The organism is Streptomyces sp. NPDC050546, assembly GCF_044457425.1.
GTDB lineage: Bacteria > Actinomycetota > Actinomycetes > Streptomycetales > Streptomycetaceae > Streptomyces.
Window position 1 is genome coordinate 19,662 of sequence record NZ_JBITGX010000026.1, and the last position, 23,062, is coordinate 42,723.

The 23,062-nt window shown below is 71.1% G+C and carries 23 protein-coding genes; 17 read left to right on the forward strand and 6 right to left on the reverse strand.

Annotated features, from left to right (window positions below; genetic code table 11):
• The first annotated feature begins 3 nt into the window (after positions 1 to 3).
• The 3 genes from ACIBK5_RS40505 to ACIBK5_RS40515 are packed head-to-tail and all read left to right on the forward strand — an operon-like array spanning position 4 to position 2,482.
• Positions 4 to 591 carry a DUF5998 family protein gene (locus ACIBK5_RS40505; protein WP_382591913.1) on the forward strand — a complete coding sequence of 196 codons (588 nt, stop codon included), beginning with the start codon at positions 4 to 6 and terminating at the stop codon, positions 589 to 591.
• On the forward strand, positions 591 to 1,787 hold the full coding sequence (locus ACIBK5_RS40510) for an alkaline phosphatase family protein (protein WP_399027997.1): 1,197 nt from the start codon (positions 591 to 593) through the stop codon (positions 1,785 to 1,787). Before ACIBK5_RS40505 ends, ACIBK5_RS40510 begins: the two co-directional genes overlap by 1 nt.
• 44 nt (positions 1,788 to 1,831) lie before the next feature.
• On the forward strand, positions 1,832 to 2,482 hold the full coding sequence (locus tag ACIBK5_RS40515; protein ID WP_399027998.1) for a thymidine kinase: 651 nt from the start codon (positions 1,832 to 1,834) through the stop codon (positions 2,480 to 2,482).
• A 71-nt stretch (positions 2,483 to 2,553) separates the two neighbouring features.
• Here the strand turns inward: ACIBK5_RS40515 and ACIBK5_RS40520 are convergent, their stop codons facing one another.
• Positions 2,554 to 3,357 (reverse strand): VOC family protein, encoded by an 804-nt coding sequence (locus ACIBK5_RS40520; protein ID WP_399028000.1) that lies wholly within the window; start codon positions 3,355 to 3,357, stop codon positions 2,554 to 2,556.
• Positions 3,358 to 3,609: 252 nt separating this feature from the next.
• Here ACIBK5_RS40520 and ACIBK5_RS40525 point away from each other — a divergent pair, with 252 nt between their 5' ends.
• Entirely contained in the window at positions 3,610 to 4,458 is an 849-nt protein-coding gene (locus ACIBK5_RS40525) for a sulfurtransferase (protein WP_399028002.1), read from the forward strand.
• Positions 4,459 to 4,540: 82 nt separating this feature from the next.
• On the opposite strand, the gene sepH is transcribed toward ACIBK5_RS40525, so the two are convergent.
• The gene (gene sepH, locus ACIBK5_RS40530) at positions 4,541 to 5,590 is read right to left on the reverse strand and encodes a septation protein SepH (protein WP_399028004.1); all 1,050 of its coding nucleotides are present in this window, start codon (positions 5,588 to 5,590) and stop codon (positions 4,541 to 4,543) included.
• 471 nt (positions 5,591 to 6,061) lie between these two features.
• Between sepH and ACIBK5_RS40535 the strand changes: the two genes are divergently transcribed.
• Positions 6,062 to 6,889, forward strand: a complete 828-nt coding sequence (locus ACIBK5_RS40535; protein WP_399028006.1) for a hypothetical protein — start codon at positions 6,062 to 6,064, stop codon at positions 6,887 to 6,889.
• On the opposite strand, the gene ACIBK5_RS40540 is transcribed toward ACIBK5_RS40535, so the two are convergent.
• Positions 6,813 to 8,132, reverse strand: coding sequence for a D-arabinono-1,4-lactone oxidase (locus tag ACIBK5_RS40540; protein ID WP_399028008.1), 1,320 nt, complete (start codon positions 8,130 to 8,132; stop codon positions 6,813 to 6,815). The genes ACIBK5_RS40535 and ACIBK5_RS40540 overlap by 77 nt on opposite strands.
• Entirely contained in the window at positions 8,092 to 9,333 is a 1,242-nt protein-coding gene (locus tag ACIBK5_RS40545) for an MFS transporter (RefSeq protein ID WP_399028009.1), read from the reverse strand. The genes ACIBK5_RS40540 and ACIBK5_RS40545 overlap by 41 nt, the downstream gene beginning before the upstream one ends.
• A gap of 161 nt (positions 9,334 to 9,494) precedes the next feature.
• Between ACIBK5_RS40545 and ACIBK5_RS40550 the strand changes: the two genes are divergently transcribed.
• Complete coding sequence (locus ACIBK5_RS40550) at positions 9,495 to 10,622, forward strand: ferrochelatase (RefSeq protein WP_399028011.1); 1,128 nt, start codon at positions 9,495 to 9,497, stop codon at positions 10,620 to 10,622.
• Positions 10,623 to 10,630: 8 nt separating this feature from the next.
• On the forward strand, positions 10,631 to 11,446 hold the full coding sequence (locus tag ACIBK5_RS40555) for an inositol monophosphatase family protein (protein ID WP_399028013.1): 816 nt from the start codon (positions 10,631 to 10,633) through the stop codon (positions 11,444 to 11,446).
• Between the two features lie 120 nt (positions 11,447 to 11,566).
• Here ACIBK5_RS40555 and ACIBK5_RS40560 read toward each other — a convergent pair whose 3' ends face one another.
• On the reverse strand, positions 11,567 to 11,740 hold the full coding sequence (locus ACIBK5_RS40560) for a hypothetical protein (RefSeq protein ID WP_215118091.1): 174 nt from the start codon (positions 11,738 to 11,740) through the stop codon (positions 11,567 to 11,569).
• Between the two features lie 426 nt (positions 11,741 to 12,166).
• Between ACIBK5_RS40560 and ACIBK5_RS40565 the strand changes: the two genes are divergently transcribed.
• The 4 genes from ACIBK5_RS40565 to ACIBK5_RS40580 all read left to right on the forward strand — a co-directional run bounded on the left by ACIBK5_RS40565 (position 12,167) and on the right by ACIBK5_RS40580 (position 15,740).
• Positions 12,167 to 12,820 (forward strand): response regulator transcription factor, encoded by a 654-nt coding sequence (locus ACIBK5_RS40565; RefSeq protein WP_003993508.1) that lies wholly within the window; start codon positions 12,167 to 12,169, stop codon positions 12,818 to 12,820.
• Positions 12,821 to 12,825: 5 nt separating this feature from the next.
• On the forward strand, positions 12,826 to 14,058 hold the full coding sequence (locus tag ACIBK5_RS40570) for a sensor histidine kinase (RefSeq protein WP_399028016.1): 1,233 nt from the start codon (positions 12,826 to 12,828) through the stop codon (positions 14,056 to 14,058).
• A 406-nt stretch (positions 14,059 to 14,464) separates the two neighbouring features.
• On the forward strand, positions 14,465 to 14,761 hold the full coding sequence (locus tag ACIBK5_RS40575; RefSeq protein WP_003993510.1) for a DUF4193 domain-containing protein: 297 nt from the start codon (positions 14,465 to 14,467) through the stop codon (positions 14,759 to 14,761).
• A gap of 13 nt (positions 14,762 to 14,774) precedes the next feature.
• Positions 14,775 to 15,740 (forward strand): hypothetical protein, encoded by a 966-nt coding sequence (locus ACIBK5_RS40580; RefSeq protein WP_399028018.1) that lies wholly within the window; start codon positions 14,775 to 14,777, stop codon positions 15,738 to 15,740.
• 41 nt (positions 15,741 to 15,781) lie between these two features.
• On the opposite strand, the gene ACIBK5_RS40585 is transcribed toward ACIBK5_RS40580, so the two are convergent.
• Positions 15,782 to 16,249 carry a DUF3093 domain-containing protein gene (locus ACIBK5_RS40585; protein WP_399028020.1) on the reverse strand — a complete coding sequence of 156 codons (468 nt, stop codon included), beginning with the start codon at positions 16,247 to 16,249 and terminating at the stop codon, positions 15,782 to 15,784.
• Positions 16,250 to 16,307: 58 nt separating this feature from the next.
• Between ACIBK5_RS40585 and ACIBK5_RS40590 the strand changes: the two genes are divergently transcribed.
• From ACIBK5_RS40590 to ACIBK5_RS40615, 6 genes are all read left to right on the forward strand, one after another.
• On the forward strand, positions 16,308 to 16,892 hold the full coding sequence (locus tag ACIBK5_RS40590) for a PaaI family thioesterase (protein WP_399028022.1): 585 nt from the start codon (positions 16,308 to 16,310) through the stop codon (positions 16,890 to 16,892).
• A gap of 158 nt (positions 16,893 to 17,050) precedes the next feature.
• Positions 17,051 to 17,602 (forward strand): dUTP diphosphatase, encoded by a 552-nt coding sequence (gene dut, locus ACIBK5_RS40595; protein WP_382498495.1) that lies wholly within the window; start codon positions 17,051 to 17,053, stop codon positions 17,600 to 17,602.
• 1 nt (position 17,603) lies between these two features.
• Positions 17,604 to 18,353: a DUF3710 domain-containing protein gene (locus ACIBK5_RS40600; protein WP_399028024.1), complete on the forward strand. Its 750-nt coding sequence runs from the start codon at positions 17,604 to 17,606 to the stop codon at positions 18,351 to 18,353.
• Positions 18,354 to 18,530: 177 nt separating this feature from the next.
• On the forward strand, positions 18,531 to 19,697 hold the full coding sequence (locus ACIBK5_RS40605) for an alginate lyase family protein (protein WP_399028025.1): 1,167 nt from the start codon (positions 18,531 to 18,533) through the stop codon (positions 19,695 to 19,697).
• Positions 19,698 to 19,827: 130 nt separating this feature from the next.
• Positions 19,828 to 22,371: an ATP-binding protein gene (locus tag ACIBK5_RS40610; RefSeq protein ID WP_399028027.1), complete on the forward strand. Its 2,544-nt coding sequence runs from the start codon at positions 19,828 to 19,830 to the stop codon at positions 22,369 to 22,371.
• Entirely contained in the window at positions 22,368 to 23,051 is a 684-nt protein-coding gene (locus ACIBK5_RS40615; RefSeq protein ID WP_399028029.1) for a response regulator, read from the forward strand. The genes ACIBK5_RS40610 and ACIBK5_RS40615 overlap by 4 nt, the downstream gene beginning before the upstream one ends.
• Positions 23,052 to 23,062: the final 11 nt, after the last annotated feature.

Sequence of the window (23,062 nt, forward strand, 5' to 3'; positions counted from 1 at the left end):
GTCATGGCCAAGACCAGTACGACGACCCAGGGGCTGCGGGCGGCGATCGAGCGCAGCGGCTACTACCCGGCCCTCGTGGCCGAGGCGGTGGAGGCCGCCGTGGGCGGCGAGCCCATGCGGTCGTACCTGGTCCACCAGGAAACGACGTTCGACCAGAACGAGGTGCGGCGGCACGTGACGGTGCTCGTCCTCACCGACAACCGCTTCATCGTCAGCCACACCGACGAGCAGGCCGCCGACAGCACCTCCCCGACGCCGTACGCCACGACCTCGACGGAGTCCGTGAAGATCGGCCGCATCTCGTCGATCGTGGTCAGCCGGGTCGTCGCCAACCCGGAGTCGTACAAGCCGGGCACCCTGCCCCGTGAGGTCGTCCTCACCATCGGCTGGGGCGCCGTCTCCCGCATCGATCTGGAGCCGGCCGCCTGCGGCGATCCCAACTGCGAGGCGGACCACGGCTACACCGGCAACTCGACGGCGGACGACCTCAGCCTGCGGGTCAGCGAGGCCGGGGACGGACCGGAGACCGTGCGCCAGGCGCTCGCCTTCGCGCAGGCCCTCTCCGAGGCGACCGCGGACGCCACCCGCTGATGGCACAGCCCGACACGGTGTGGGACCACTACCCCGAACCGCTCGCCGTCGCCTCCGCACCGGTCCCCGAGTACGGCAGCGGCTCCCTCGCCGACCTGCTGCCGACCCTGGCCGCCGGCCTCGGCGTGCCGGGGATGAGCGCCGCGATCTCCGAGCTGGCCCCCGCCGACCGGAACTGCGTGTTCCTGATCGACGGCCTCGGCTGGGAGCAGCTGAGGGCGCACCCCGAGGACGCCCCGTTCATGACGTCCCTGCTCGCCACCTCGCGCGGCGGCACCGGGCGCCCGCTCACCGCCGGCTACCCGGCGACCACGGCGACCTCCCTCGCCTCCGTCGGCACTGGCCTGCCGCCCGGCGCGCACGGCCTGCCCGGCTACACCGTGCGCAACCCGGACACCGGCGAGCTGATGAACCAGCTGCGCTGGCAGCCGTGGGCCCCGCCCGGCCCCTGGCAGCCGTACCCGACGGTGTTCCAGCTGGCGCACCAGGCGGGCGTGCACGCCGCGCAGGTGTCGTCCCCGACCTTCGAGAACACCCCGCTGACCAAGGTCGCGCTCAGCGGCGGAACGTTCCTCGGGCGACTGCCCGGCGAGGACCGCGTCGACCTGGCGGCCGAGCAACTCGCCGCGGGCGACCGCTCCCTGGTGTACACGTACTTCGCCGAGGTCGACGGCGCCGGCCACCGCTACGGCGTCGACTCCGACACCTGGCGCGGCCAGCTCATGTACGCCGACCGCCTGGTCCAGCGCCTCGCCGAACAACTGCCGCCCCGCAGCGCCCTCTACGTCACCGCCGACCACGGCATGATCGACGTGCCCTTCGACGAGCAGCACCGCATCGACTTCGACGAGGACTGGGAGCTGAGCGCCGGTGTCGCCCTGCTCGGCGGCGAGGGCCGAGCCCGGCATGTCTACGCGGTACCGGGTGCCGCGAACGACGTCCTGACCTGCTGGCGCGAGGTGCTCGGTGAGCAGTTCTGGATCGCCTCACGCGACGAGGCCATCGCGGCGGGCTGGTTCGGCCCGCGGATCGACGAGCGGGTGTACGGCCGTATCGGCGACGTCGTCGCCGCCGCACGGGACGATGTCCTGATCATCGCCTCCCAGCGGGAGCCCAACGAGTCGGCGATGGTCGGCAACCACGGTTCTATGACCCCTGCCGAGCAGCTGGTCCCCCTGCTCGAAGTACGCTCCTGACGTCCCGCCACATCCCCGCTTGACCGAAAGGTGCTCACCTTCCCATGCCCGAGCTGGTGTTCTTCTCCGGAACGATGGACTGCGGGAAGTCGACCCTGGCTCTGCAGATCGAGCACAACCGCTCGGCGCGCGGCCTGGCAGGCATGATCTTCTCGCGTGACGACCGCGCCGGCGAGGGCAAGCTGTCCTCACGCCTCGGCCTGGTCACGGACGCGGTGGAGGTCGGGGACGGGCAGGACCTCTACGCCTACCTCGTGGACCACCTCTCGCAGGGCGGCCGCGCGGACTACGTCATCGCGGACGAGGCGCAGTTCCTCGTGCCGGAGCAGATCGACCAACTCGCGCGCGTGGTCGACGACCTGGGCCTGGACGTCTACGCCTTCGGCATCACGACCGACTTCCGCTCCAAGCTGTTCCCGGGCTCCCAGCGGCTGGTGGAGCTGGCCGACCGGGTCGAGGTGCTCCAGGTCGAGGCCCTGTGCTGGTGCGGCGCCCGTGCCACGCACAACGCCCGCACGATAGGCGGCGCGATGGTCGTCGAGGGCGCCCAGGTGGTCGTCGGCGATGTCACCCACTCCGCGGACGAGGTCGGGTACGAGGTCCTGTGCCGCCGTCACCACCGCCGCCGGATGACAGCGGCGACCGCCCGTGCGGCGGCCCTGTCACCGGACGTGCTGCCGATGTCGTCCGCGTGACCGCGTGACCGCGTGACCGCGTGACCGCGTGACCCTGTGACGGTCTGACCGCCTGACCGGACGTCGGCACGTCAGCGCTGCCGTTGCAGCAGAGCGAATCGTGCCCCCTCCGGATCCGCCACGGTCGCCACCCGGCCGTGCGCGGTGTCGTGGGCCGGTCTGAGGACGTGCCCGCCCAGGTGGACGAGATGGTCCAGCGTGTCGTCGAGGTCGGCTGCCTGGAAGTACGTCACCCAGTGCGGACCCCGGTCACGGGGCAGGGACTGCCCCAGGCCGTGGATGCCGGCGACGGGCTCGCCGTCGCTGAGCAGGGTCACGTAGTCGAAGTCGGTGGAGACCACCGGCTCCTCCTCGTAGCCGAACACCGTCTGGTAGAACTTCGCGACGCTCGCCGATTCGAAGGTCAGCAGCTCGTTCCAGGCGGGTGTCCCGGGGACGCCCGCCACGGCTGTGCCGAGGTGCGCGGCGGCCTGCCAGATGCCGAAGACCGCGCCCGAGGGGTCGGACCCGATCGCGAGACGGCCGGCGTCGGAGGCGTCGAGCGGGCCGACGCCGATCGTGCCGCCGCGGCTGCGCACCGTCTCGGCCGTCAAGTCCGCGTTCCGGGAGGCGAAGTAGGGCGTCCACGCGATGGGCAGCTGGCGGTCGGGCGGCAGCTGGCCGAGGCCGGCGACCTCGCGCCCGTCGAGCAGAGCACGCACATACGGGCCGAGTTGCTGGGGCCCGGGCCGGAACTCCCAGCCGAACAGTGCCCCGTAGAACTCCTCGGTCGCGGCCAGCCCGTGCACCATCAGGCTCACCCAGCAGGGCGTGCCGGGCTTGTGCCGAGCGGGCGCTTCGCCGTTCGGGCCGGCGGACTCCCGTGCGTCGGTCATTGTCACTCTCTTCTCGGCCTCGCGGTGGCCGTGCTCTCCGCAGCCCTTGTGGGGCCCGCCCTGTGGGGCGACCCGTGTCCGGGAGAATGCCCGATGTGCGGGGCGCTGTCCCTTGCGGCGCGCTTATCGGCACGTGTCGTTCAGCTGTACAGCATGTGCTCGATCCCGTACGCCACGTGATCGTCCCGGTCCGGCCGAGCAGAGTAGCCGGACACGGACGGCTCGGCCACCCCCGTGCGCGAGGATGGGGTCATGAACGCCATCATCTCCGCATCCGACCTCGCGAACGATCTGACGGGCGCCAATCCGCCGGTCCTGCTCGATGTCCGCTGGCAGCTCACCGCGGCCAGGGCAGCGGGGGAGCCGCCGTACGACGGCCGGGCCGACTTTGAGAGGGGGCACCTGCCCGGGGCCGTCTTCGTCGACCTGGACCGGGAGTTGGCCTCCGCACCGGGCGAGGGCGGGCGCCATCCACTGCCCGGTCTCGCGCAGTTCGGCGCCGCGATGCGCCGGGCGGGCGTGTCGTCCGGAACGCCGGTGGTCGTCTACGACGGCGGCCAGGGCTGGGCGGCCGCCCGGGCCTGGTGGATGCTGCGCTGGACGGGTCACCCGGACGTGCGGGTCCTCGACGGCGGGTTGCCGGCCTGGGAGGGGCCGTTGGAGAAGTCCGTGCCCGCCCCGGCGGAGGGCGACTTCGTGCCCGAGCCCGGGGCGGGGCTGCTCGACGCCGACGCCGCCGCGGAGTTGGCACGGTCCGGGGTGCTGCTGGACGCACGGGCGGGGGAGCGCTACCGGGGCGAGGTGGAGCCGATCGATCCGGTGGCCGGTCACATTCCGGGCGCGGTGTCGGCGCCCACCACCGAGAACGTGGGGGCGGACGGGCGCTATCTCCCCGCGCCGGAGCTTCGGGAGCGTTTCAAGGGGCTGGGAGTGTCCGAAGGCTCGCGGGTCGGCGTGTACTGCGGGTCGGGGGTGTCCGCGGCCCATGAGGTCCTGGCACTGGCGGTCGCGGGCATCCCGGCCGAGCTGTACGTGGGGTCGTGGTCGGACTGGTCCTCGGACCCGGACCGGCCCGTCGCGGTGGGGCCGGATCCCCAGTAACCCGGGGCGTACAGAAGGGCCGCGCCCGGAAGGCGCGGCCCTCTCATGACCATACGGTCGGCGTCAATGCCGTGTGGTCCGGCTACTCCTGCTTCTTGCGCCGCGTCCCGAACACGATCTCGTCCCAGCTCGGGACGGCGGCTCTGCGACCCGGACGGACACCGTCGGCCTCGGCCTGGCGGTCGGTGGAACCGATGAGCCGGTCGCGGTGGCTGCCGACGGAGCGCGGCATGAGGACGTCCGCGTAGGCGGAACCGGCCGAGGCGGCGGGGGCCGGAGGCTCCTCCTCCTCGGGCTCGATGACGAGGGGCTCCTCCTCCTCGGGCTCCGGCGCCGGGCGCTCCGGCACGACCAGGTCGCCGCGGAAGCTCGGCACCGCCTCCAGCAGGCTGGTCAGCGAGTCCCGCTCGCCCGTGGCGGCCGTGCTCTCCTCGAGCGGTTCGGACGCCTGCGCGGGCAGGGCGGGCCGCTCACGGTCGGCGGGCCGGTCCAGCGGCCGGTCGCGCGGCAGCCTGGCGATCCGCGGGACGAACGGGAAGCTGGGCTCGGGCGCGGCCAGGTCGTCGGTCTCGCCGATGAGCATGCGCGCCTCGTCGTCGACGGCCTGGACGAGCCGCCGGGGCGGGTCGTAGGTCCAGCTCGCCGAGTGCGGCTCGCTCGCGACGCGGTAGACCAGCAGGACCTCCCATGTGCCGTCGTCGCGACGCCACGAGTCCCACTGGACGGTGTCCTTGTCGACGCCGCGCACCATCAGCCGTTCCTGCACGGCCTCGCCCAGCGGCGGACCGGAGTTCTCGCCGGGGCGGCGGACCGGGGTCTTGCGGGCCCGCTCGGCCATGAACGCACGCTCGGCGAGCACCGGGCCCTCGAAGCGGCGCACCCGGTCGACGGGGATGCCAGCCATCTGCGCGACCTCTTCCGCGGTCGCGCCGGCTCGTATACGCGCCTGGATGTCGCGGGGGCGGAGGTGGCTCTCCACCTCGATCTCGATCTGGCCGAGGCGGGGACGGTCGCCGCGCACGGCGGCACGGAGACGTTCGTCGATCGGAAGCGTGTACTCCGTGCTGTCCGCAGCCTTCAGCACCAGCCGTGTGCCGTCATTCGAGACGGCCACGACACGCAGTTCGGGCATGGGGACCTCCCGGGTGGTGCCTGCCGACGTCACGTGCGTCGCTGCTTCCGCTAGTCGAGTGTGGCCTGCCCGGGTGCAGCCTGCCACAACCTTGCCGAGTTGCCCGGCGTGTCGGGCACGGGCCCTGGATCGCCGTTATGGCACGGTTACCTATTCGCAACGCTAAGTGACGAACTCTGTCACCCTGTGCAACTAGCCCCCTCCCGGCGGTCCTTAAAGGCCCCGTACACCCTGGTGGGAGACCGGACCCAGGGCTCGCCACAGTACTCCATTTGGGCCACGTGCGTGGATTGGCACGCCGCCCAACTTCTGACAAGAGGGGGGACTTGGTCGCCCCATGCCCCCAATTCGTGATCTTGAACGTGGGGAAGTTCACGTAATCACCAGAAACGGAACTATCGCTTTCGGTCAGCCGTCCCCTTCTTGTGCAGTTGAACGACCGTGTACGGGAAAGGCAGGCAAGATCCGGGGATGCGTGAAAGGCCCGATGGTGTCGGTGGAACGAGCGATCCGGAGACGGAGGGGCGCAAGCGGATCGACCTGAACATGCCCCAGGTCGCGGGCGGCGCCCTCGCGGCGGTCCTGGCCGCCAAACTGGCTTCCTGCTTCGGGGTGTACGGCACGATCCTCGGCGCCGGCGTCGTCAGTGTCGTAGCCACCTGCGGCGGCTCCCTCTTCCAGCACTTCTTCAAGCAGACCGGCGAGCAGATCTGCGGCGCCACGACCGTGCCTGCCAGGCCGGCGGCCGGGCCTGCGGGACAAGCACCTCCGGCACCCGGCGAGTTCACCGAGGGCACCGTCTACCGCGCCCGGGTCAGGGGATGGAAGCGGCCGGTGCTCGCGGCGTCCGTGGTCTTCGGCGTCACGATGGCCGGAATCACCACCTACGAGCTGGTCTCGGGCCACAACCTCAGCGGGGGACGCAGCACGACCGTCGGAGACGTCTTCACCGGTGGCGGCAATGCGGCGTCGGGCTCCGGGCGTTCGGGCGGCAGGGGCGTGGGGGACTCCGGGACCGCCGACGACTCCCAGGGCTCCGATTCCGGCGGCGACACCACGACACCCAGCCCGTCAGGCACGGACGAGGCCACCAGCACCCCGCGGGGTGAGGAGGAGGCTTCACCCTCTCCCGGCGAGGACACCGGTACCGCGACCGGACCGGCGCCCACGCCGAGCGACGAGGGGAGTGAGGACCCCGGGAGCACCACCCCCAGTGCGTCGCCTACGCCCCCAGAACCCGCCGCAAGTAGTCGTTCTGGAACCGCCGATCAGGGTCGAGACGGTCCCGCAGCGCCGTGAACTCGCCGAAGCGCGGATACACCCGGGAGAAGTACTCGGCGTCCCTGGAGTGGACCTTGCCCCAGTGCGGACGGCCCTCGTGGGCGGTGAAGATCCGCTCGGCCGCGGTGAAGTACCGCTGGTAGGGCGTGCCCTGGAACATGTGGACGGCGATGTACGCGGTGTCGCGGCCGGAGGCGGTGGACAGCGTGATGTCGTCGGCGGGAGCGGTGCGCACCTCGACGGGGTAGCTGATCCTTAGGCCGGACCGGTCGACCATCGTCCTCAGCTCGCGCAGCGCCTCCACGACGGACGCGCGCGGAAGGGCGTACTCCATCTCCACGAAGCGCACCCGGCGCGGGGACGTGAAGACCTTGTAAGGGGTGTCCGTGTAAGTCCGCGTGGACCATGCCTTGGTGGAGATCCGGGCGATCGCGGGGATCGTGGCGGGCACCGCGCGGCCGACCCAGTTGGCTACCTGCCACGCGCCGTTGGAGACGAACTCGTCCTCGAACCAGCTCTTGAGCTGCGGCACGGGCTTCTCCGGGCCCGCGCTGCGGTTGTTGCGCTTGGTGTTGGTGCTGCTGGTGTGCGGGAACCAGTAGAACTCGAAGTGCTCGTTCTCGGCCCAGAGTTCTTCGAAGTCGGCGAGCACCCTGTCGAACGGCATCGGCTCCTCGCGGGCCGTGAGCAGGAAGATCGGCTCGACGGCGAACGTGATCGCGGTGACGATGCCCAGAGCGCCGAGGCCGATCCGGGCGGCCGCGAAGACGTCCGGATTCTCCTTCTCGGAGCAGCTGAGCACCGAGCCGTCGGCCGTGACCAGTTCCAGGCCCCGGATCTGGGCGGCGATCGAGGCCGAGTCGCGGCCGGTGCCGTGCGTGCCGGTGCTGGTGGCGCCGGAGACGGTCTGCACCATGATGTCGCCCATGTTCGTGAGCGACAGGCCCTCCCGGGCGAGGGCCAGGTTGAGCCTCTTGAGCGGGGTGCCGGCCTCCACCGTGACCGTCATGGCGTCGCGATCGATGTCGCGTATGCCGGTCAACAGTTGAGGGCGGATCAACACACCGTCCGTCGCGGCTATGGACGTGAAGGAGTGCCCGGTGCCGACGGCCTTCACCCTGAGGCCGTCCTCGGCGGCCCGCCGCACGGTGGCGGCCAGCTCGTCGACGGAGGCCGGGGTCACCTGCCGCGCGGGACGCGCGGAGACGTTGCCGCCCCAGTTACGCCACGTGCCGTTCTTTCCGTTCGCTGTGCTGCTCAACGGAGCCTCCCCGACCCGGAGCCGGCCGCTTGAGCCGGCGGAATCCCAGGAAACCCACCGCGACCGCGACGGCCCCGGCCACCGCCGGAACCCCGTACCCGGCACGCGCCCCGGCCGCGTCGATCACCCAGCCGGCCGCGGAGGAGCCGAGCGCGACCCCCACCGCGAGCCCGGTGCTCACCCAGGTCATGCCCTCGGTGAGCTGCGCACGTGGTACGTGCTCTTCGATGAGGGACATCGTCGTGATCATCGTCGGAGCGATGGACAGTCCCGCAACGAACAGCGCCACGGCCAGAAACGGCAAGTTTCCGACCAGTAGGAGGGGGATCATACTCACGGCCATGGCGCACACGCCCAGCAACCACCTACGTTCCGGTGCCCCGGCGAAGTGCAGGAGCCCGAAGATCATGCCCGCCACACAGGAACCCGCCGCGTACAGCGCGAGGACGATGCTCGCGGCCGCCTTGTGCCCTTCCTCGTCGGCGAAGGCCACGGTGACGACGTCGACCGCCCCGAAGATCGCCCCGGTCGCCACGAAGGTGGCCACCAGCACCTGAAGGCCCGGCGCGCGGATCGCCGAACCACCGCCGCCGTGCCGCTCGCGCGGGTGCGGCTCGGGCTCGGTGGCGCGCTGCGCGGTCAGCCAGAACACACCCGCCGCCAGGAAGTAGGCGGCGAGCAGCGGACCGGCCTCCGGGAACCATGCCGTGGAGAGACCGATGGAGACGATCGGGCCGAAGACGAAGCACACCTCGTCCACCACGGACTCGAAGGAGTACGCGGTGTGCAACTGCGGCGTGCCCCGGTACAGGGCCGCCCAGCGGGCCCGGATCATCGCGCCGACGCTCGGCACGCAGCCGATGCCGGCGCACGCCAGGAACAGCACCCAGTCGGGCCATCCGTAGTGCGCGGCGCACAGCAGGAGGGCGGCCGCGGTCAGCGAGACGAGCGTCGCCGGACGCAGCACACGGCGCTGCCCGTACTGGTCGACCAGCCGTGAGACCTGCGGTCCGGCCACCGCGGCGGAGAGCGCGACGGTGGCCGACAGGGCGCCGGCCAGGCCGTACCGCCCGGTGAGCTGGGAGACCATCGTGACCACGCCGATGCCCATCATCGACACCGGGATGCGACCGAGGAAGCCCGCAGTGGAGAAACTCTTGGAGCCGGGTGCTGCGAACAGAGCGCGGTAGGGGCTGGGCAACGGGGTCTCCGAAGGGCTCAGTAAGCTGCGAACGCAGTCGACACAGCTTACGGCCCGGAACACCCCGGTCACACCTGTTCGGCCGAGCCCCGGATCCGGCCGCGGCTCAGGTGTCACCCCGCCGTTTCCCGGGTGTCAGTGCCGGGTGGCAGGATCGACCCATGCCAGACGCGCGCGATGTCACCCCCTATGACGCCCTGCTGCTGCTCTCCTTCGGCGGCCCGGAAGGCCCGGACGACGTGGTCCCGTTCCTGGAGAACGTGACGCGCGGGCGTGGCATCCCCAAGGAACGCCTCAAGGAAGTCGGGCAGCACTACTTCCTGTTCGGCGGGGTCAGCCCCATCAACGACCAGAACCGCGCCCTGCTGGACGCCCTGCGCAAGGACTTCGCCGACCACGGCCTCGACCTGCCGGTGTACTGGGGCAACCGCAACTGGGCGCCGTACCTGACGGACACGCTGCGCGAGATGGTCCGCGACGGCCGCCGCCGCGTTCTGGTCCTCGCCACCAGCGCCTACGCCTCGTACTCGGGCTGCCGTCAGTACCGCGAGGACCTCGCCGCCGCGCTCGCGGCTCTGGAGGCCGAGGGCCTGGAGCTGCCGAAGATCGACAAGCTGCGGCACTACTTCAACCACCCGGGCTTCCTTGAGCCCATGATCGACGGGGTGCTCCGGTCCCTCGCCGAGCTCGGCGAGGACGTCAGGGACGGGGCGCACCTCGCCTTCTCGACCCACTCGATCCCGACGGCCTCGGCCGACACCTCCGGGCCCGTCGAGGACCACGGCGACGGCGGCGCCTACGTCAGGCAGCACCTGGACGTGGCGAAGCTCATCGCGGACGCGGTCCGCGAGCGCACCGGCGTCGACCACCCCTGGCAGCTCGTCTACCAGTCCCGCTCCGGCGCTCCGCACATCCCGTGGCTGGAGCCCGACATCTGCGACCACCTCGAGGAGCGGCACGCTGCCGGTGTCGCGGCCGTCGTGATCGCCCCCATCGGGTTCGTCTCCGACCACATGGAGGTCCTGTACGACCTCGACACGGAGGCCAAGGCCAAGGCCGGGGAGCTGGGGCTGCCGATGCGCCGCTCGGCCACCGTCGGCGCCGACCCGAGGTTCGCCGCCGCGATCCGCGAGCTGGTCGTGGAGCGGGCCGCCGCCGAGCGCGGGCAGGAGGTCACCCCCTGCGCCCTGGGCGCCCTCGGCGCGAGCCACGACCTCTGCCCGGTCGGCTGCTGCCCGGCCCGCGCCCCCCGGCCCGCCGCGGCGGGCGCCGACAGCACCTACGCGTGAGGAGCCCCGTGACCGACCCCCTGCACACGGACCTGCTCGAACTCGCCCAGGAGGCCGCCCGCCGCGCGGGCACGCTGCTGCGGGACGGGCGCCCGGCCGACCTGGCGGTCGCCGCGACCAAGTCCAGCCCCATCGACGTCGTCACGGAGATGGACATCGCGGCCGAGAAGCTGATCACCGGCCTGATCGCCGAGCGCCGCCCGGAGGACGGCTTCCTCGGTGAGGAGGGCGCTTCCAGCGACGGCACGAGCGGCATCCGCTGGGTGATCGACCCGCTCGACGGCACGGTCAACTACCTGTACGGCCTCCCCACCTGGGCGGTCTCCATCGCCGCCGAGCGGGACGGCGAGACCGTCGTCGGAGTCGTCGCGGCCCCGATGCGCGGCGAGACGTTCCACGCCGTGCTCGGCGGCGGTGCCTGGGCCACCGGCGCCTGGGACGGCGAGCGCCGGCTGGCCTGCCGCCCCGCGCCGCCGCTGGACCAGGCGCTGGTCTCGACGGGCTTCAACTACGTCGCCGGGGTCCGTGCCCACCAGGCCGAGGTCGCCCAGCGGCTGATCCCGCTGCTGCGCGACATCCGGCGCGGCGGTTCGGCCGCGGTCGACCTGTGCGACGTGGCCGCGGGACGCCTGGACGGCTACTACGAGCGCGGTCTGCACCCCTGGGACCTGGCGGCGGGTGACCTCATCGCCCGGGAGGCGGGCGCCCTGACCGGTGGACGCCCCGGAGAACGCCCGTCCGGTGATCTGGCGATCGCGGCGACCCCGGGTGTCTTCGAACCCCTCCAGCGCCTCCTGGAGGACTTCGGCGCCTGGCGCGACTGAGGACGGCCCGGACGGGCGTACGACGGACGGTGCTGTGCTGAACACCGGGTGAACAGGCCCGCACGACGACGAAGCGGGCCCCGGCGCTGGATTCGCCGGGGCCCGCTTCGTACGCCCTGATCAGACGCTCGCTGCGCTGACCTCCACACCGTGCTCGGCGGCGAGGCGGCGCAGGTCGTCGAGTTCGCCCTGCTCCACTTCGACGAGGAAGTCGTCGCCCTCGTCGCGAGCCCGGGACAGATCGGACTCGGTCGCCCTTATGCGCTGCAGAAGTCCTGCGGTGAATGCGTCCATGCTGCGCCCCCTCGTCCTGGGTCGTGGGTCGTTGGCACGGGGGTGTGCCGTTCGGAAGGGACGATCACGTCTCCGGTGGATGCCCAGCGCCGCTCAGCTGGGCGGCGACGGTGCCGGACACCCACGCCCGCCCTGCGGAAAAGCGGATTGATGCGCACCGCATGGTGGTGCGGTACCAGCAGAGTGTGATCGTGGGATGTAAAGCCGTCCTCCCCAAGCTCCCTTCCGTGGAAACCTAACCGGAGGAGAAAATCTCCTATTCCCCGCAGCCACACCCGCGTCCGACCTCTCCCTCACCCGCCTTACCTCCGACTTATGGCCGAAAAGGGCAGGATGGAGGGCAACACACCAACAGACCGTCGAAGACCCCTGCCCGCATGCGCCCGTGAAGCGCGGTGCGGGTGGACATGAGGAAGGACCAGGGACGTGCGCGTACTCGTCGTCGAGGACGAGCAACTGCTCGCCGATGCGGTGGCCACCGGACTGCGCCGGGAGGCCATGGCCGTCGACGTCGTGTATGACGGCGCGGCCGCTCTGGAGCGTATCGGCGTCAACGACTACGACGTGGTCGTCCTCGACCGTGACCTCCCGCTCGTGCACGGCGACGACGTCTGCCGCAAGATCGTCGAGCTCGGTATGCCCACGCGCGTGCTGATGCTCACGGCCTCCGGTGACGTCAGCGACCGGGTGGAGGGCCTGGAGATCGGCGCCGACGACTATCTGCCCAAGCCCTTCGCGTTCAGCGAGCTCATCGCGCGCGTGCGGGCCCTCGGCCGGCGCACCAGCGTGCCCCTGCCGCCGGTCCTGGAGCGCGCCGGGATCAAGCTCGACCCCAACCGCCGCGAGGTCTTCCGCGACGGCAAGGAGGTCCAGCTCGCGCCCAAGGAGTTCGCCGTCCTGGAGGTACTGATGCGCAGCGAGGGTGCCGTCGTCTCGGCGGAGCAGCTGCTGGAGAAGGCCTGGGACGAGAACACCGACCCGTTCACGAACGTCGTGCGCGTGACCGTCATGACCCTGCGCCGCAAGCTCGGCGAGCCGCCCGTCATCGTCACCGTCCCCGGCTCGGGCTACCGGATCTGATACCCGTGGCAGCGACTCCCGCGCCCCCGCAGGCGCCCCCGAAGCCCACCTGGGACCCCAGGAGGCCCGCGCCGCCCTTTCCCTGGCTGCGCCCGACCATCCGCATACGGCTCACGCTGCTCTACGGCGGCATGTTCCTGATCGCCGGCATCCTGCTGCTGTCGATCATCTACCTGCTGGCCGCGCAGGCGCTCAACGTGGGCAGCGAGCTGCCGTTCAAGATCGTCGAGGGCAAGGTCACCAGCGACATCTGCAACCTCCCCAGCCAGGCCTCGCCCAGCGAGTTCAACGACGCGATGAACCAGTGCGTCAACGACCAGCGCCAGCACGCCCTGGACAACCTGCTCAGCCGCTCGCTCCTGGCGCTGCTGGGCCTTGCGGTCATCGCCTTCGCCTTCGGCTACGCCATGGCAGGCAGGGTCCTGTCGCCGCTGGGCCGGATCACCCGCACCGCCCGCACGGTGGCCGGCTCCGACCTGTCCCGCCGGATCGAGCTGGACGGGCCTGACGACGAGCTGAAGGAGCTGGCGGACACCTTCGACGACATGCTGGAGCGGCTGCAGCGCGCCTTCACGGCCCAGCAGCGCTTCGTCGGCAACGCCTCGCACGAGCTGAGGACGCCGCTGGCGATCAACCGCACGCTCCTGGAGGTGCACCTCTCCGACCCGGGCGCGCCGGTGGAGCTCCAGCAGCTCGGCAAGACCCTGCTGGCCACCAACGAGCGCAGCGAGCAGCTCGTCGAGGGCCTGCTGCTGCTCGCCCGCAGCGACAACCAGATCGTGGAGCGGGGGCCGGTGGACCTGGCCGAGGTCGCCTCGCAGGCCATCGACCAGGTGCACGGCGAGGCCGAGGACAAGGGCGTGCGGATCCGTGGCGAACAGAAGCCCGCGGTCGTCCAGGGCAACGGCGTGCTGCTGGAGCGGATCGCGCTCAACCTGGTGCAGAACGCCGTGCGCTACAACGTGGCCGAGGACGGCTGGGTCGAGGTCACTACCGACGTCCAGCACGGCCAGGCGGTCCTGGTCGTCTCGAACACGGGCCCGGTCGTGCCGGCGTACGAGATCGACAACCTCTTCGAGCCGTTCCGGCGGCTGCGAACGGAGCGCACGGGCAGCGACAAGGGTGTCGGACTCGGTCTGTCCATCGTCCGGTCCGTGGCCCGGGCGCACGGCGGGCACATCTACGCTCAGCCCCGCGAGGGAGGTGGGCTCGTGATGCGAGTCACGCTGCCCATCTGAGATCATGTCGCCGATCAACTCGGCGGTGCACGGGGATGTTCGCTTTGCGCGGAATTTCTGAGGCCTCACCTCGCGCGCCCCGTGTGTGATCGATCACAGGGGCGTCTTTCCGGCCATCTACTCTCCGTGATCATGAGCCCAGTCGGAAAGCCGGGAAAATCCCGGTTTTCGGGGGTCTTGATCACGGGAAGTACAGGGTGAGACGCCTTTGAGGTGCGGCATTCGGACCGTGTACGGTCCCCATCGCCATCCAAGCCGATCACTCGTGAGGAGTCCGGTTGGGTGTCGATTGAGTAACAGACCTTGATGTGAGGCAAAATCTCCGCCTCAGGTCGGGCACAAGTCCGGCCTCTCACGCGTTACGTGCGCTGGAGACACCGCAGACACCCAGAGGGGGAGAGCGACCATGGCAACCGATTACGACACTCCACGCAAGACCGATGACGACGTTGACTCGGACAGCCTCGAAGAACTGAAGGCCCGGCGGAACGACAAGTCGGCATCCGCAGTGGACGTCGACGAATTCGAGGCCGCCGAAGGCCTCGAGCTGCCCGGAGCCGATCTCTCGAACGAGGAACTGGCCGTCCGGGTGCTCCCGAAGCAGCAGGACGAGTTCACGTGCATGAGCTGCTTCCTGGTGCACCACCGCAGCCAGCTGGCCCGGGAGAAGAACGGTCAGCCGATCTGCCGCGACTGCGACTGAGGACGGGTCGGCCGTGACTGGCTCGACCCCTCCCTGGAAGCGCCGCTTCTCCAAGCGGAAAGCGGACGAAGGGCCGATGGACGGCCCGCAGTACGGCGCGCGTGACGACGAGCGAGGCCCAACCGGTACGGGGGCGGCCTCGCTCGAACCGGCCGCGGACCGGAGTGACCTCCCGGCGTCCGTGGACGTCCCCGCACCCGTCGCCCGACGGCGGGCGGGGACGATCCGGGAAAGGGCCAGGGAGAGCGCCCGCAAGGGCGGCGTCCGGGCCCGTGCGGGGCTCGCGTACCTCGCCGACCGGATCATCGAACTGGCGCCGCGGATCCCCGTACGGGACCTGGCGACGCTCCGCAGGCAGTTCCCGGGCCTCGGACCCGAAGAGCTCGCGGACAAACTCGTGGCGGGCGCGGCGAGCGCGACGGCCACGGTCGGAGCGGGCATCGGCGCGGCCGCGATGCTTCCCGTACCGCCCGCGTTGCCGACGGAACTGGCCGCCGAGGTCACCGGCGTCGCCGCGATCGAGCTGAAGCTGATCGCCGAACTCCACGAGGTCTACGGCGTACGGCCGCCCGGCAACCTCAAGCAGCGCAGCACCGCGTATCTCGACTCGTGGTCGGGGGAGCGCGGGATCGACGCGACCAAGCCGTCGACGCTGAGCGTGGCGCTGAACAGCCGCATGAAGCGGGAGCTGCGGCAGCGGATCATGAAGCGGATGGTCCGCAGCATGCCCAACCTGATCCCGTTCCTGGTGGGCGCCGCCGTGGGGGCGGCCATGAACCGCAGCGAGACGAGAAAGCTCGCCGCGCGGATCCGTGAGGACCTGCGCAAGCTCCAGGTGCCCTGGGAGGCACTCGAGGAGCTTCCCGCCCTGGAACGTCCTGCGGACGCCCTGGAGATGGGCGAGATCACGAACGACCCTCTGGGCCGCGACGCGGACGCGAGACGCGACGACAGGCACAAGCGTGACGACGGACGCTGAAGCCGCCCGTCCGCCGTCGGGTGAGGCCCCGCTCGGATGTGCTACTCCGGCTTCGCCGGCTTCGTGGCCCTCAGCGCCTCCGCCAGCCGCTCCGGCTCGCGCGTGGACAGATACAGGTACGGAGTCGGGTCCTCCGGGTCCGTGACCTCCACGCGCAGGGCCGTGGGGATGTAGGCGCGCAGCAGCAGGAAGGCGCGCGGGTCGGCCTTGTGGGTGCGCCAGGCGCGCGCCCCCTCCGCGTCAAGAATCTCCGCCTCGCCGAGCGCCGCGAGCGGGATCTTCGCCTCGCCCGCGATCAGCGAATCGCCCACCACACGGATACGCACCGAGCCGTACGAACTCGCGGCGACGGCCGCGACCGCGGTGCCTCCGGCCAGGCCGCCGAGCATGGGCAGCGTGCCGAACGGAAGCAGGATCAGGGCCATCGAGACGCCGACGAGGAACGAGATCAGCCACCAGGTCCGGGGGGCGGTGAGACGTTCTTCGTACGGGGCGGCGGAGAGCTGCATGGAGCCAAGCTTGACACGGTGTCCGGAACGGGCCGACGCGCGGGTAAGGTCTCCGGCTGTGAGTCGTACTTCCGCAGCTCTTCAGCCTCCGGCCGACGCCGTGCAACCGGTGCGCCATCCGGACGCTCCGGCGCCCGGTGAGCTCCTCGGCGCGCACTACGGCCAGTGTTTCGGCTGTGGTGGTGACCAGCCGCACGGGCTGCACCTGGAGGCGCGGGCCGGCGAGGGCGTGTCACTCACCGCCGAGTTCCTCGTGCGCCCCGCCCACCAGGGCGCCCCCGGTCTCGCGCACGGAGGGGTGCTCGCCAGCGCCCTGGACGAGGCCCTCGGCTCGCTGAACTGGCTGCTGCGCACGATCGCCGTGACCGGGCGGCTGGAGACCGACTTCATGGGGCCCGTACCCGTCGGCACCACGCTGCATCTTCAGGCGGAGGTGACGGCGGTGGCCGGGCGGAAGATCTACTCGACCGCGACGGGCCGGGTGGGAGGCCCCGACGGTCCCGTCGCCGTGCGCGCCGACGCGCTCTTCGTCGAGGTGAAGGTCGACCACTTCGTCGAGCACGGCCGCCAGGAGGAGATCCAGGCGGCCATGAACGACCCGGACCAGGTCCGGCGCGCCCGTGCCTTCGAGGTGAACCCGTGAGCCTGGAAGGCCCCGTGAGCACCACCGGCGCCATGAGGCCCACCGGACCTATGGGTCCCACCGGCCCCATGAGCCCAACGAGTGCCATGAGCCCCACTGGCCCCATGGACCCTACCGACCCCGCGAGCCCGGACACCCCCATGACTTCCACGAGCCCCGTGAGCCGTCAGCCCCTCGACGTGCTGATCCGGCGCGTCGATCCGGAGGTACCTCTTCCGTCGTATGCGCAGCCCGGTGACGCGGGAGCCGATCTGCGCACCACCGAGGCCTGCCAACTGGAGCCGGGCGAACGGGCCGTGCTGCCCACGGGCGTGTCTGTGGCGCTGCCGGAGGGGTACGCGGCCTTCGTGCACCCGCGCTCCGGTCTGGCCGCCCGCTGCGGCGTCGCCCTGGTGAATGCCCCGGGGACGGTTGATGCCGGGTACCGTGGGGAGATCAAGGTGATCGTGGTGAATCTCGACCCGCGCGAGTGCGTGCGGTTCGAGCGCTTCGACCGGATTGCCCAACTGGTAGTCCAGCAGGTCGAGAAGGTGCGCTTCCAAGAGGTGGCAAAACTTCCCGACTCGGCGCGGGCCGAGGGGGGCTTCGGGTCCACCGGAGGCCATGCGGCGGTGGACGGGACGAGCGGCACAAGCGGTCAGGCCGCCCTGGGCGGTCGGACGGGTGGGAATCGATACGCTTCGGTCGTATCCGACCGGGAAGGACAGTGACGTGTTCGGACGTCGCAAGAATAGGGATGCCGCCGAGGACGCGGCCGGCGAGACCGAGCAGGTCGTCGACGGTGTCGACAGTGAGGCGGATGAGGGTGAGCGCCTGAGGCTCGAGCCGGCGCCGCGGCCCGACGGGCCCTGGGACGACTCCGAGGTCCACGATCCGGCCGAGGGCCGGGTCGACCTGGGCGGTCTGTTCGTGCCGGGCGTCGAGGGCATGGAGCTCAGGGTCGAGGTCGCGGGCGACGCGATCGTGGCGGCGACGGTCGTGCTGCGGGACAGCGCCATCCAGCTGCAGGGCTTCGCCGCACCCAAGCGCGAGGGTATCTGGGGCGAGGTGCGCGAGGAGATCGGCTCGGGCATCACCCAGCAGGGCGGCATCGTCGACGAGGTCGAGGGGCCGCTGGGCTGGGAGTTGCGGGCCCAGGTGCCGGTGCAGCTGCCGGACGGCACCGGCGGCTTCCAGGTCGTGCGGTTCATCGGCGTGGACGGCCCCCGGTGGTTCCTGCGCGGGGTCATCTCGGGCCAGGGCGCGGTGCAGCCGCAGGCCGCCGGGCTGCTCGAGCAGATCTTCCGGGACACGGTCGTGGTGCGTGGCGAGGGCCCGATGGCGCCCCGCGACCCGATCGTCCTGAAGCTGCCGAACGACGCCCAGATGGTTCCCGAGGGCGTCCAGCAGGAGGAAGGCTCCCGCTTCGCGGGCGGAATGGGCCAGCTCCAGCGCGGACCGGAGATCACCGAGGTCCGCTGAGGCTCGTAGCGACAGCAGGGCCGTACCCCCAGGGGTGCGGCCCTTTCTCATGCGTTCTCATGTGCTCTCATGCGTGAAGCCTTGACGGGTTATTGGTCTGTACCTACCGTCTCCGTTCACCGCGTCTGTTCATAAAGGCGCTTCACGTTCACATACAAGAACGGAAGGCTCCTGCGCATGTACAGAACCGCTCTGTTGGCCGCCACGGCCTCCCTCGTCGCCGGCCTCCTCGCCTGGCCCGCGAACGCCGCTCCCAGCAGCTTCGTCCACCCCGGAGTCACCGTCTCCAAGGGGCAGCTGGACTTCGCCCGCTCCAAGGTCGACTCCGGTGCCCAGCCCTGGAAGGGCGCCTTCGACCGGATGATGGCGAGCAAGTACGCCGACCTGAACCGCACGCCCGCGCCCCGGGCCGTCGTCGAGTGCGGTTCGTACTCCAACCCCAACCACGGCTGCACCGACGAACGCGAGGACGCGATCGCCGCCTACACCCAGGCCCTCGCCTGGTACGTCACCCGCGACGAACGGCACGCGCGCAAGGCGATCGAGCTGATGGACGCCTGGTCGGCCGTCATCAGGGACCACACCAACAGCAACGCGCCCCTGCAGACCGGCTGGGCCGGCTCCTCCTGGCCCAAGGCCGCCGAGATCATCAAGTACACCTACACCGGGACCTGGGCGAACTCCGCCCGCTTCGCCACCATGCTCCGCGATGTCTACCTCCCCGAGGTGATCAACGGCTCCCACTCCAACGGGAACTGGGAGCTGTCGATGATGGAGGCCGCCGTCGGCATCTCCGTCTTCCTGGAGGACAAGGCGTCGTACGACAAGGCCTTGGCGAAGTTCCGGACGCGTACGGCCGCCTACGTCTACCTGGCCTCCGACGGTGAGCTGCCGAAGACCGTGCCGAGCCAGAACCTGAACACCCGGGAGAAGATCGTCCGGTACTGGCAGGGGCAGTCGACCTTCGTCGACGGGCTCAGCCAGGAGACCTGCCGGGACTTCACCCACACCGGCTACGGCCTCTCCGCCATCTCGCACGTCGCCGAGACCAGCCGGATCCAGGGTCAGGACCTCTACCGCACCGACGTGGGCGAGCGGCTGCGGCACGGGCTCGGCTTCCACGCCAAGTACGAGCTCGGCGCCGCCGTCCCGGGCTGGCTGTGCGGCGGCTCGCTCAAGCCCGGGCTCGGGCCGGTCCCCGAGGTCGGCCACAACGCCCTGGCCAACCGCCTCGGCCACGCCATGACCAACACCGAGACGCTGACCGTGCGGGGCCGCCCGGCCGCCAGCAACAACCTCTTCGTCGCCTGGGAGACCCTCAGCCACGGCGACAATCCCGCGTGAGGCCCTGACCCGCCGGGCGCGTCAGGGTTCCGTCAAAGACGGTCCGCGGGCACGCCCGGCACCCAAATGCCGCATTTGCTGGCCGTAAGGTCGACGCTGCGCAAGCAGCAGACCGGAAGACAATGAGGCCATGGCACGCGGCAAGTTTCGGATCTACCTCGGTGCGGCACCGGGCGTCGGCAAGACGTACGCGATGCTCTCCGAGGCGCATCGCCGTGTCGAGCGGGGCACCGACTGCGTGGTGGCCTTCGTCGAGCACTACGACCGGCCCCGCACCGAGGTGATGTTGCACGGCCTGGAACAGGTGCCGCGCAGGCGGCTGGAGTACCGCGGTGGCGTCTTCCCCGAGATGGATCTCGACGCCGTCCTGCGGCGCGCCCCCGCCGTCGCCCTGGTGGACGAACTGGCCCACACGAACGTCCCCGGCTCCCGCAACGCCAAGCGCTGGCAGGACGTGGAGGAACTGCTGGCGGCCGGAATCGACGTGATCTCGACCGTCAACATCCAGCACCTGGAGTCCCTCGGTGACGTCGTGGAGTCGATCACCGGGGTGCGGCAGCAGGAGACCGTGCCGGACGAGGTGGTGCGGCGGGCCGACCAGATCGAACTCGTCGACATGTCGCCCGAGGCGCTGCGGCGGCGGATGGCGCACGGCAACATCTACCAGCCGGACAAGGTCGACGCGGCCCTGTCGAACTACTTCCGGCCCGGCAACCTGACCGCCCTGCGCGAGCTGGCGCTGCTGTGGGTGGCCGACCGGGTCGACGCCTATCTCACCCAGTACCGCAGCGAGCACCGGGTGTCGAGGATCTGGGGCTCGCGCGAGCGGATCGTCGTCGGCCTGACCGGAGGTCCGGAGGGCCGGACGCTGATCCGCCGCGCCGCCCGGCTGGCCGAGAAGGGCGCCGGCGGCGAGGTACTGGCCGTCTACATAGCCCGCAGCGACGGGCTGACCTCGGCCTCGCCCAAGGAACTGGCGATGCAGCGGACCCTGGCCGAGGACCTCGGCGGCACCTTCCACCACGTCGTGGGCGACGACATACCGGCCGCCCTGCTCGACTTCGCCCGAGGTGTGAACGCCACCCAGATCGTGCTGGGGTCCTCGCGCCGCAAGACCTGGCAGTACGTCTTCGGGCCCGGTGTCGGCGCGACGGTCGCCCGGGAGTCCGGGCCCGACCTCGACGTGCACATCGTGACCCACGACGAGGTCGCCAAGGGCCGCGGCCTTCCGGTGGCCCGGGACGCGCGCCTCGGGCGCTCCCGGCGGGTGTGGGGCTGGATCGTCGGCGTCGCGGGCCCGCCGGCCCTGGCGGCGCTGCTCAACACCGTCGACCTCGGCCTCGCCAACGACATGCTGCTGTTCCTGGCGCTGACGGTCGCGGCGGCCCTGCTCGGCGGGCTGCTCCCCGCGCTGGCCTCGGCGGCGGTGGGATCGCTGCTGCTGAACTACTTCTACACACCGCCGCTGCACCGGTGGACCATCGCCGACCCGAAGAACATCGTCGCCATCGTGATCTTCGTGGCCGTCGGTGTGGCGGTGGCCTCCGTGGTCGACCTCGCGGCCCGCCGCACCCACCAGGCGGCCCGGCTGCGGGCCGAGTCCGAGATCCTGTCCTTCCTCGCGGGCAACGTGCTGCGCGGCGAGACCGGTCTGGAGGATCTGCTGGAACGGGTCCGGGAGACCTTCGGCATGGAGTCGGCGGCCCTGCTGGAGCGGGCGAGCGACGTCGAGCCGTGGACCTGCGCGGGCCGCGTCGGGCAGGGACCTCCCGTGGAGCGGCCCGAGCAGGCGGACGTGGACATGCCGGTCGGGGACCATATGGCGCTCGCGCTGACCGGCCGCGTCCTGCCCGCCGAGGACCGCCGGGTGCTGGCCGCCTTCGCCGCACAGGCCGCCGTCGTACTGGACCGCCGCCGGCTCCAGGAGGAGGCCGACCGGGCCCGCGCGCTCGCCGAGGGCAACCGCATCCGTACGGCGCTGCTGGCCGCCGTCAGCCACGATCTGCGCACCCCGCTCGCCGGGATCAAGGCGGCCGTGTCCTCCCTGCGCTCCGAGGACGTCGAGTGGTCCGAGGAGGACCGGGCGGAACTGCTGGAGGGCATCGAGGAGGGCGCGGACCGCCTCGACCACCTCGTCGGCAACCTGCTCGACATGTCTCGCCTCCAGACCGGCACCGTCACCCCGCTCATCCGCGAGATCGACCTCGACGAAGTGGTGCCGATGGCGCTCGGCGGGGTGCCCGAGGGCAGTGCCGGCCTGGATGTGCCGGAGACCCTGCCGATGGTCGCCGTGGACCCGGGGCTGCTGGAGCGGGCGATGGCCAACCTGGTCGAGAACGCCGTCAAGTACAGCCCGGCCGGCTCGCCCGTCCTGGTCGCCGCCAGCGCGCTCGCCGACCGGGTGGAGGTGCGGGTGGTCGACCGGGGTCCGGGCGTCCCCGACGAGGCCAAGGACCGCATATTCGAACCCTTCCAGCGCTACGGCGACGCCCCGCGCGGCGCCGGTGTGGGTCTGGGGCTCGCGGTGGCGCGCGGCTTCGCCGAGGCCATGGGCGGCACCCTGAACGCCGAGGACACGCCCGGCGGCGGACTCACCATGGTCCTCACCCTCCGCGCGGCGGGAACACGCCCGGAACCGCTCCACGCGGCAGAACCCGAAAGGCAGGTCTCATGACCCGCGTCCTGGTGGTCGACGACGAGCCCCAGATCGTGCGCGCTCTCGTGATCAACCTCAAGGCACGCAAGTACGAGGTCGACGCGGCCCACGACGGTGCCGGCGCTCTCGAGCTCGCCGCCGCCCGCCACCCCGACGTGGTCGTCCTCGACCTGGGGCTGCCCGACATGGACGGCGTCGAGGTCATCAGGGGCCTGCGTGGCTGGACGCGGGTACCGATCCTGGTGCTCTCCGCCAGGCACTCCTCCGACGAGAAGGTGGAGGCGCTGGACGTGGGTGCCGACGACTACGTCACCAAGCCGTTCGGCATGGACGAGCTGCTGGCCAGGCTGCGGGCCGCCGTGCGCCGGGCCGAGCCGGCCGGAGGAGGTGAGGACGACGTGATCGTGGAGACCGACGAGTTCACCGTCGACCTGGCCGCGAAGAAGGTCAACCGCGCCGGGAAGGACGTGCGCCTGACGCCGACGGAGTGGCATCTGCTGGAGGTCCTGGTGCGCCACAGCGGCCGCCTGGTCGGGCAGAAGCAGCTGCTCCAGGAAGTGTGGGGGCCGTCGTACGGGACGGAGACGAACTACCTGCGCGTGTACATGGCACAACTGCGACGGAAGCTGGAGGCGGATCCCTCGCATCCCAAGCACTTCATCACGGAGCCGGGGATGGGCTACCGGTTCGAGCGGTAGGGCCGTTCGCG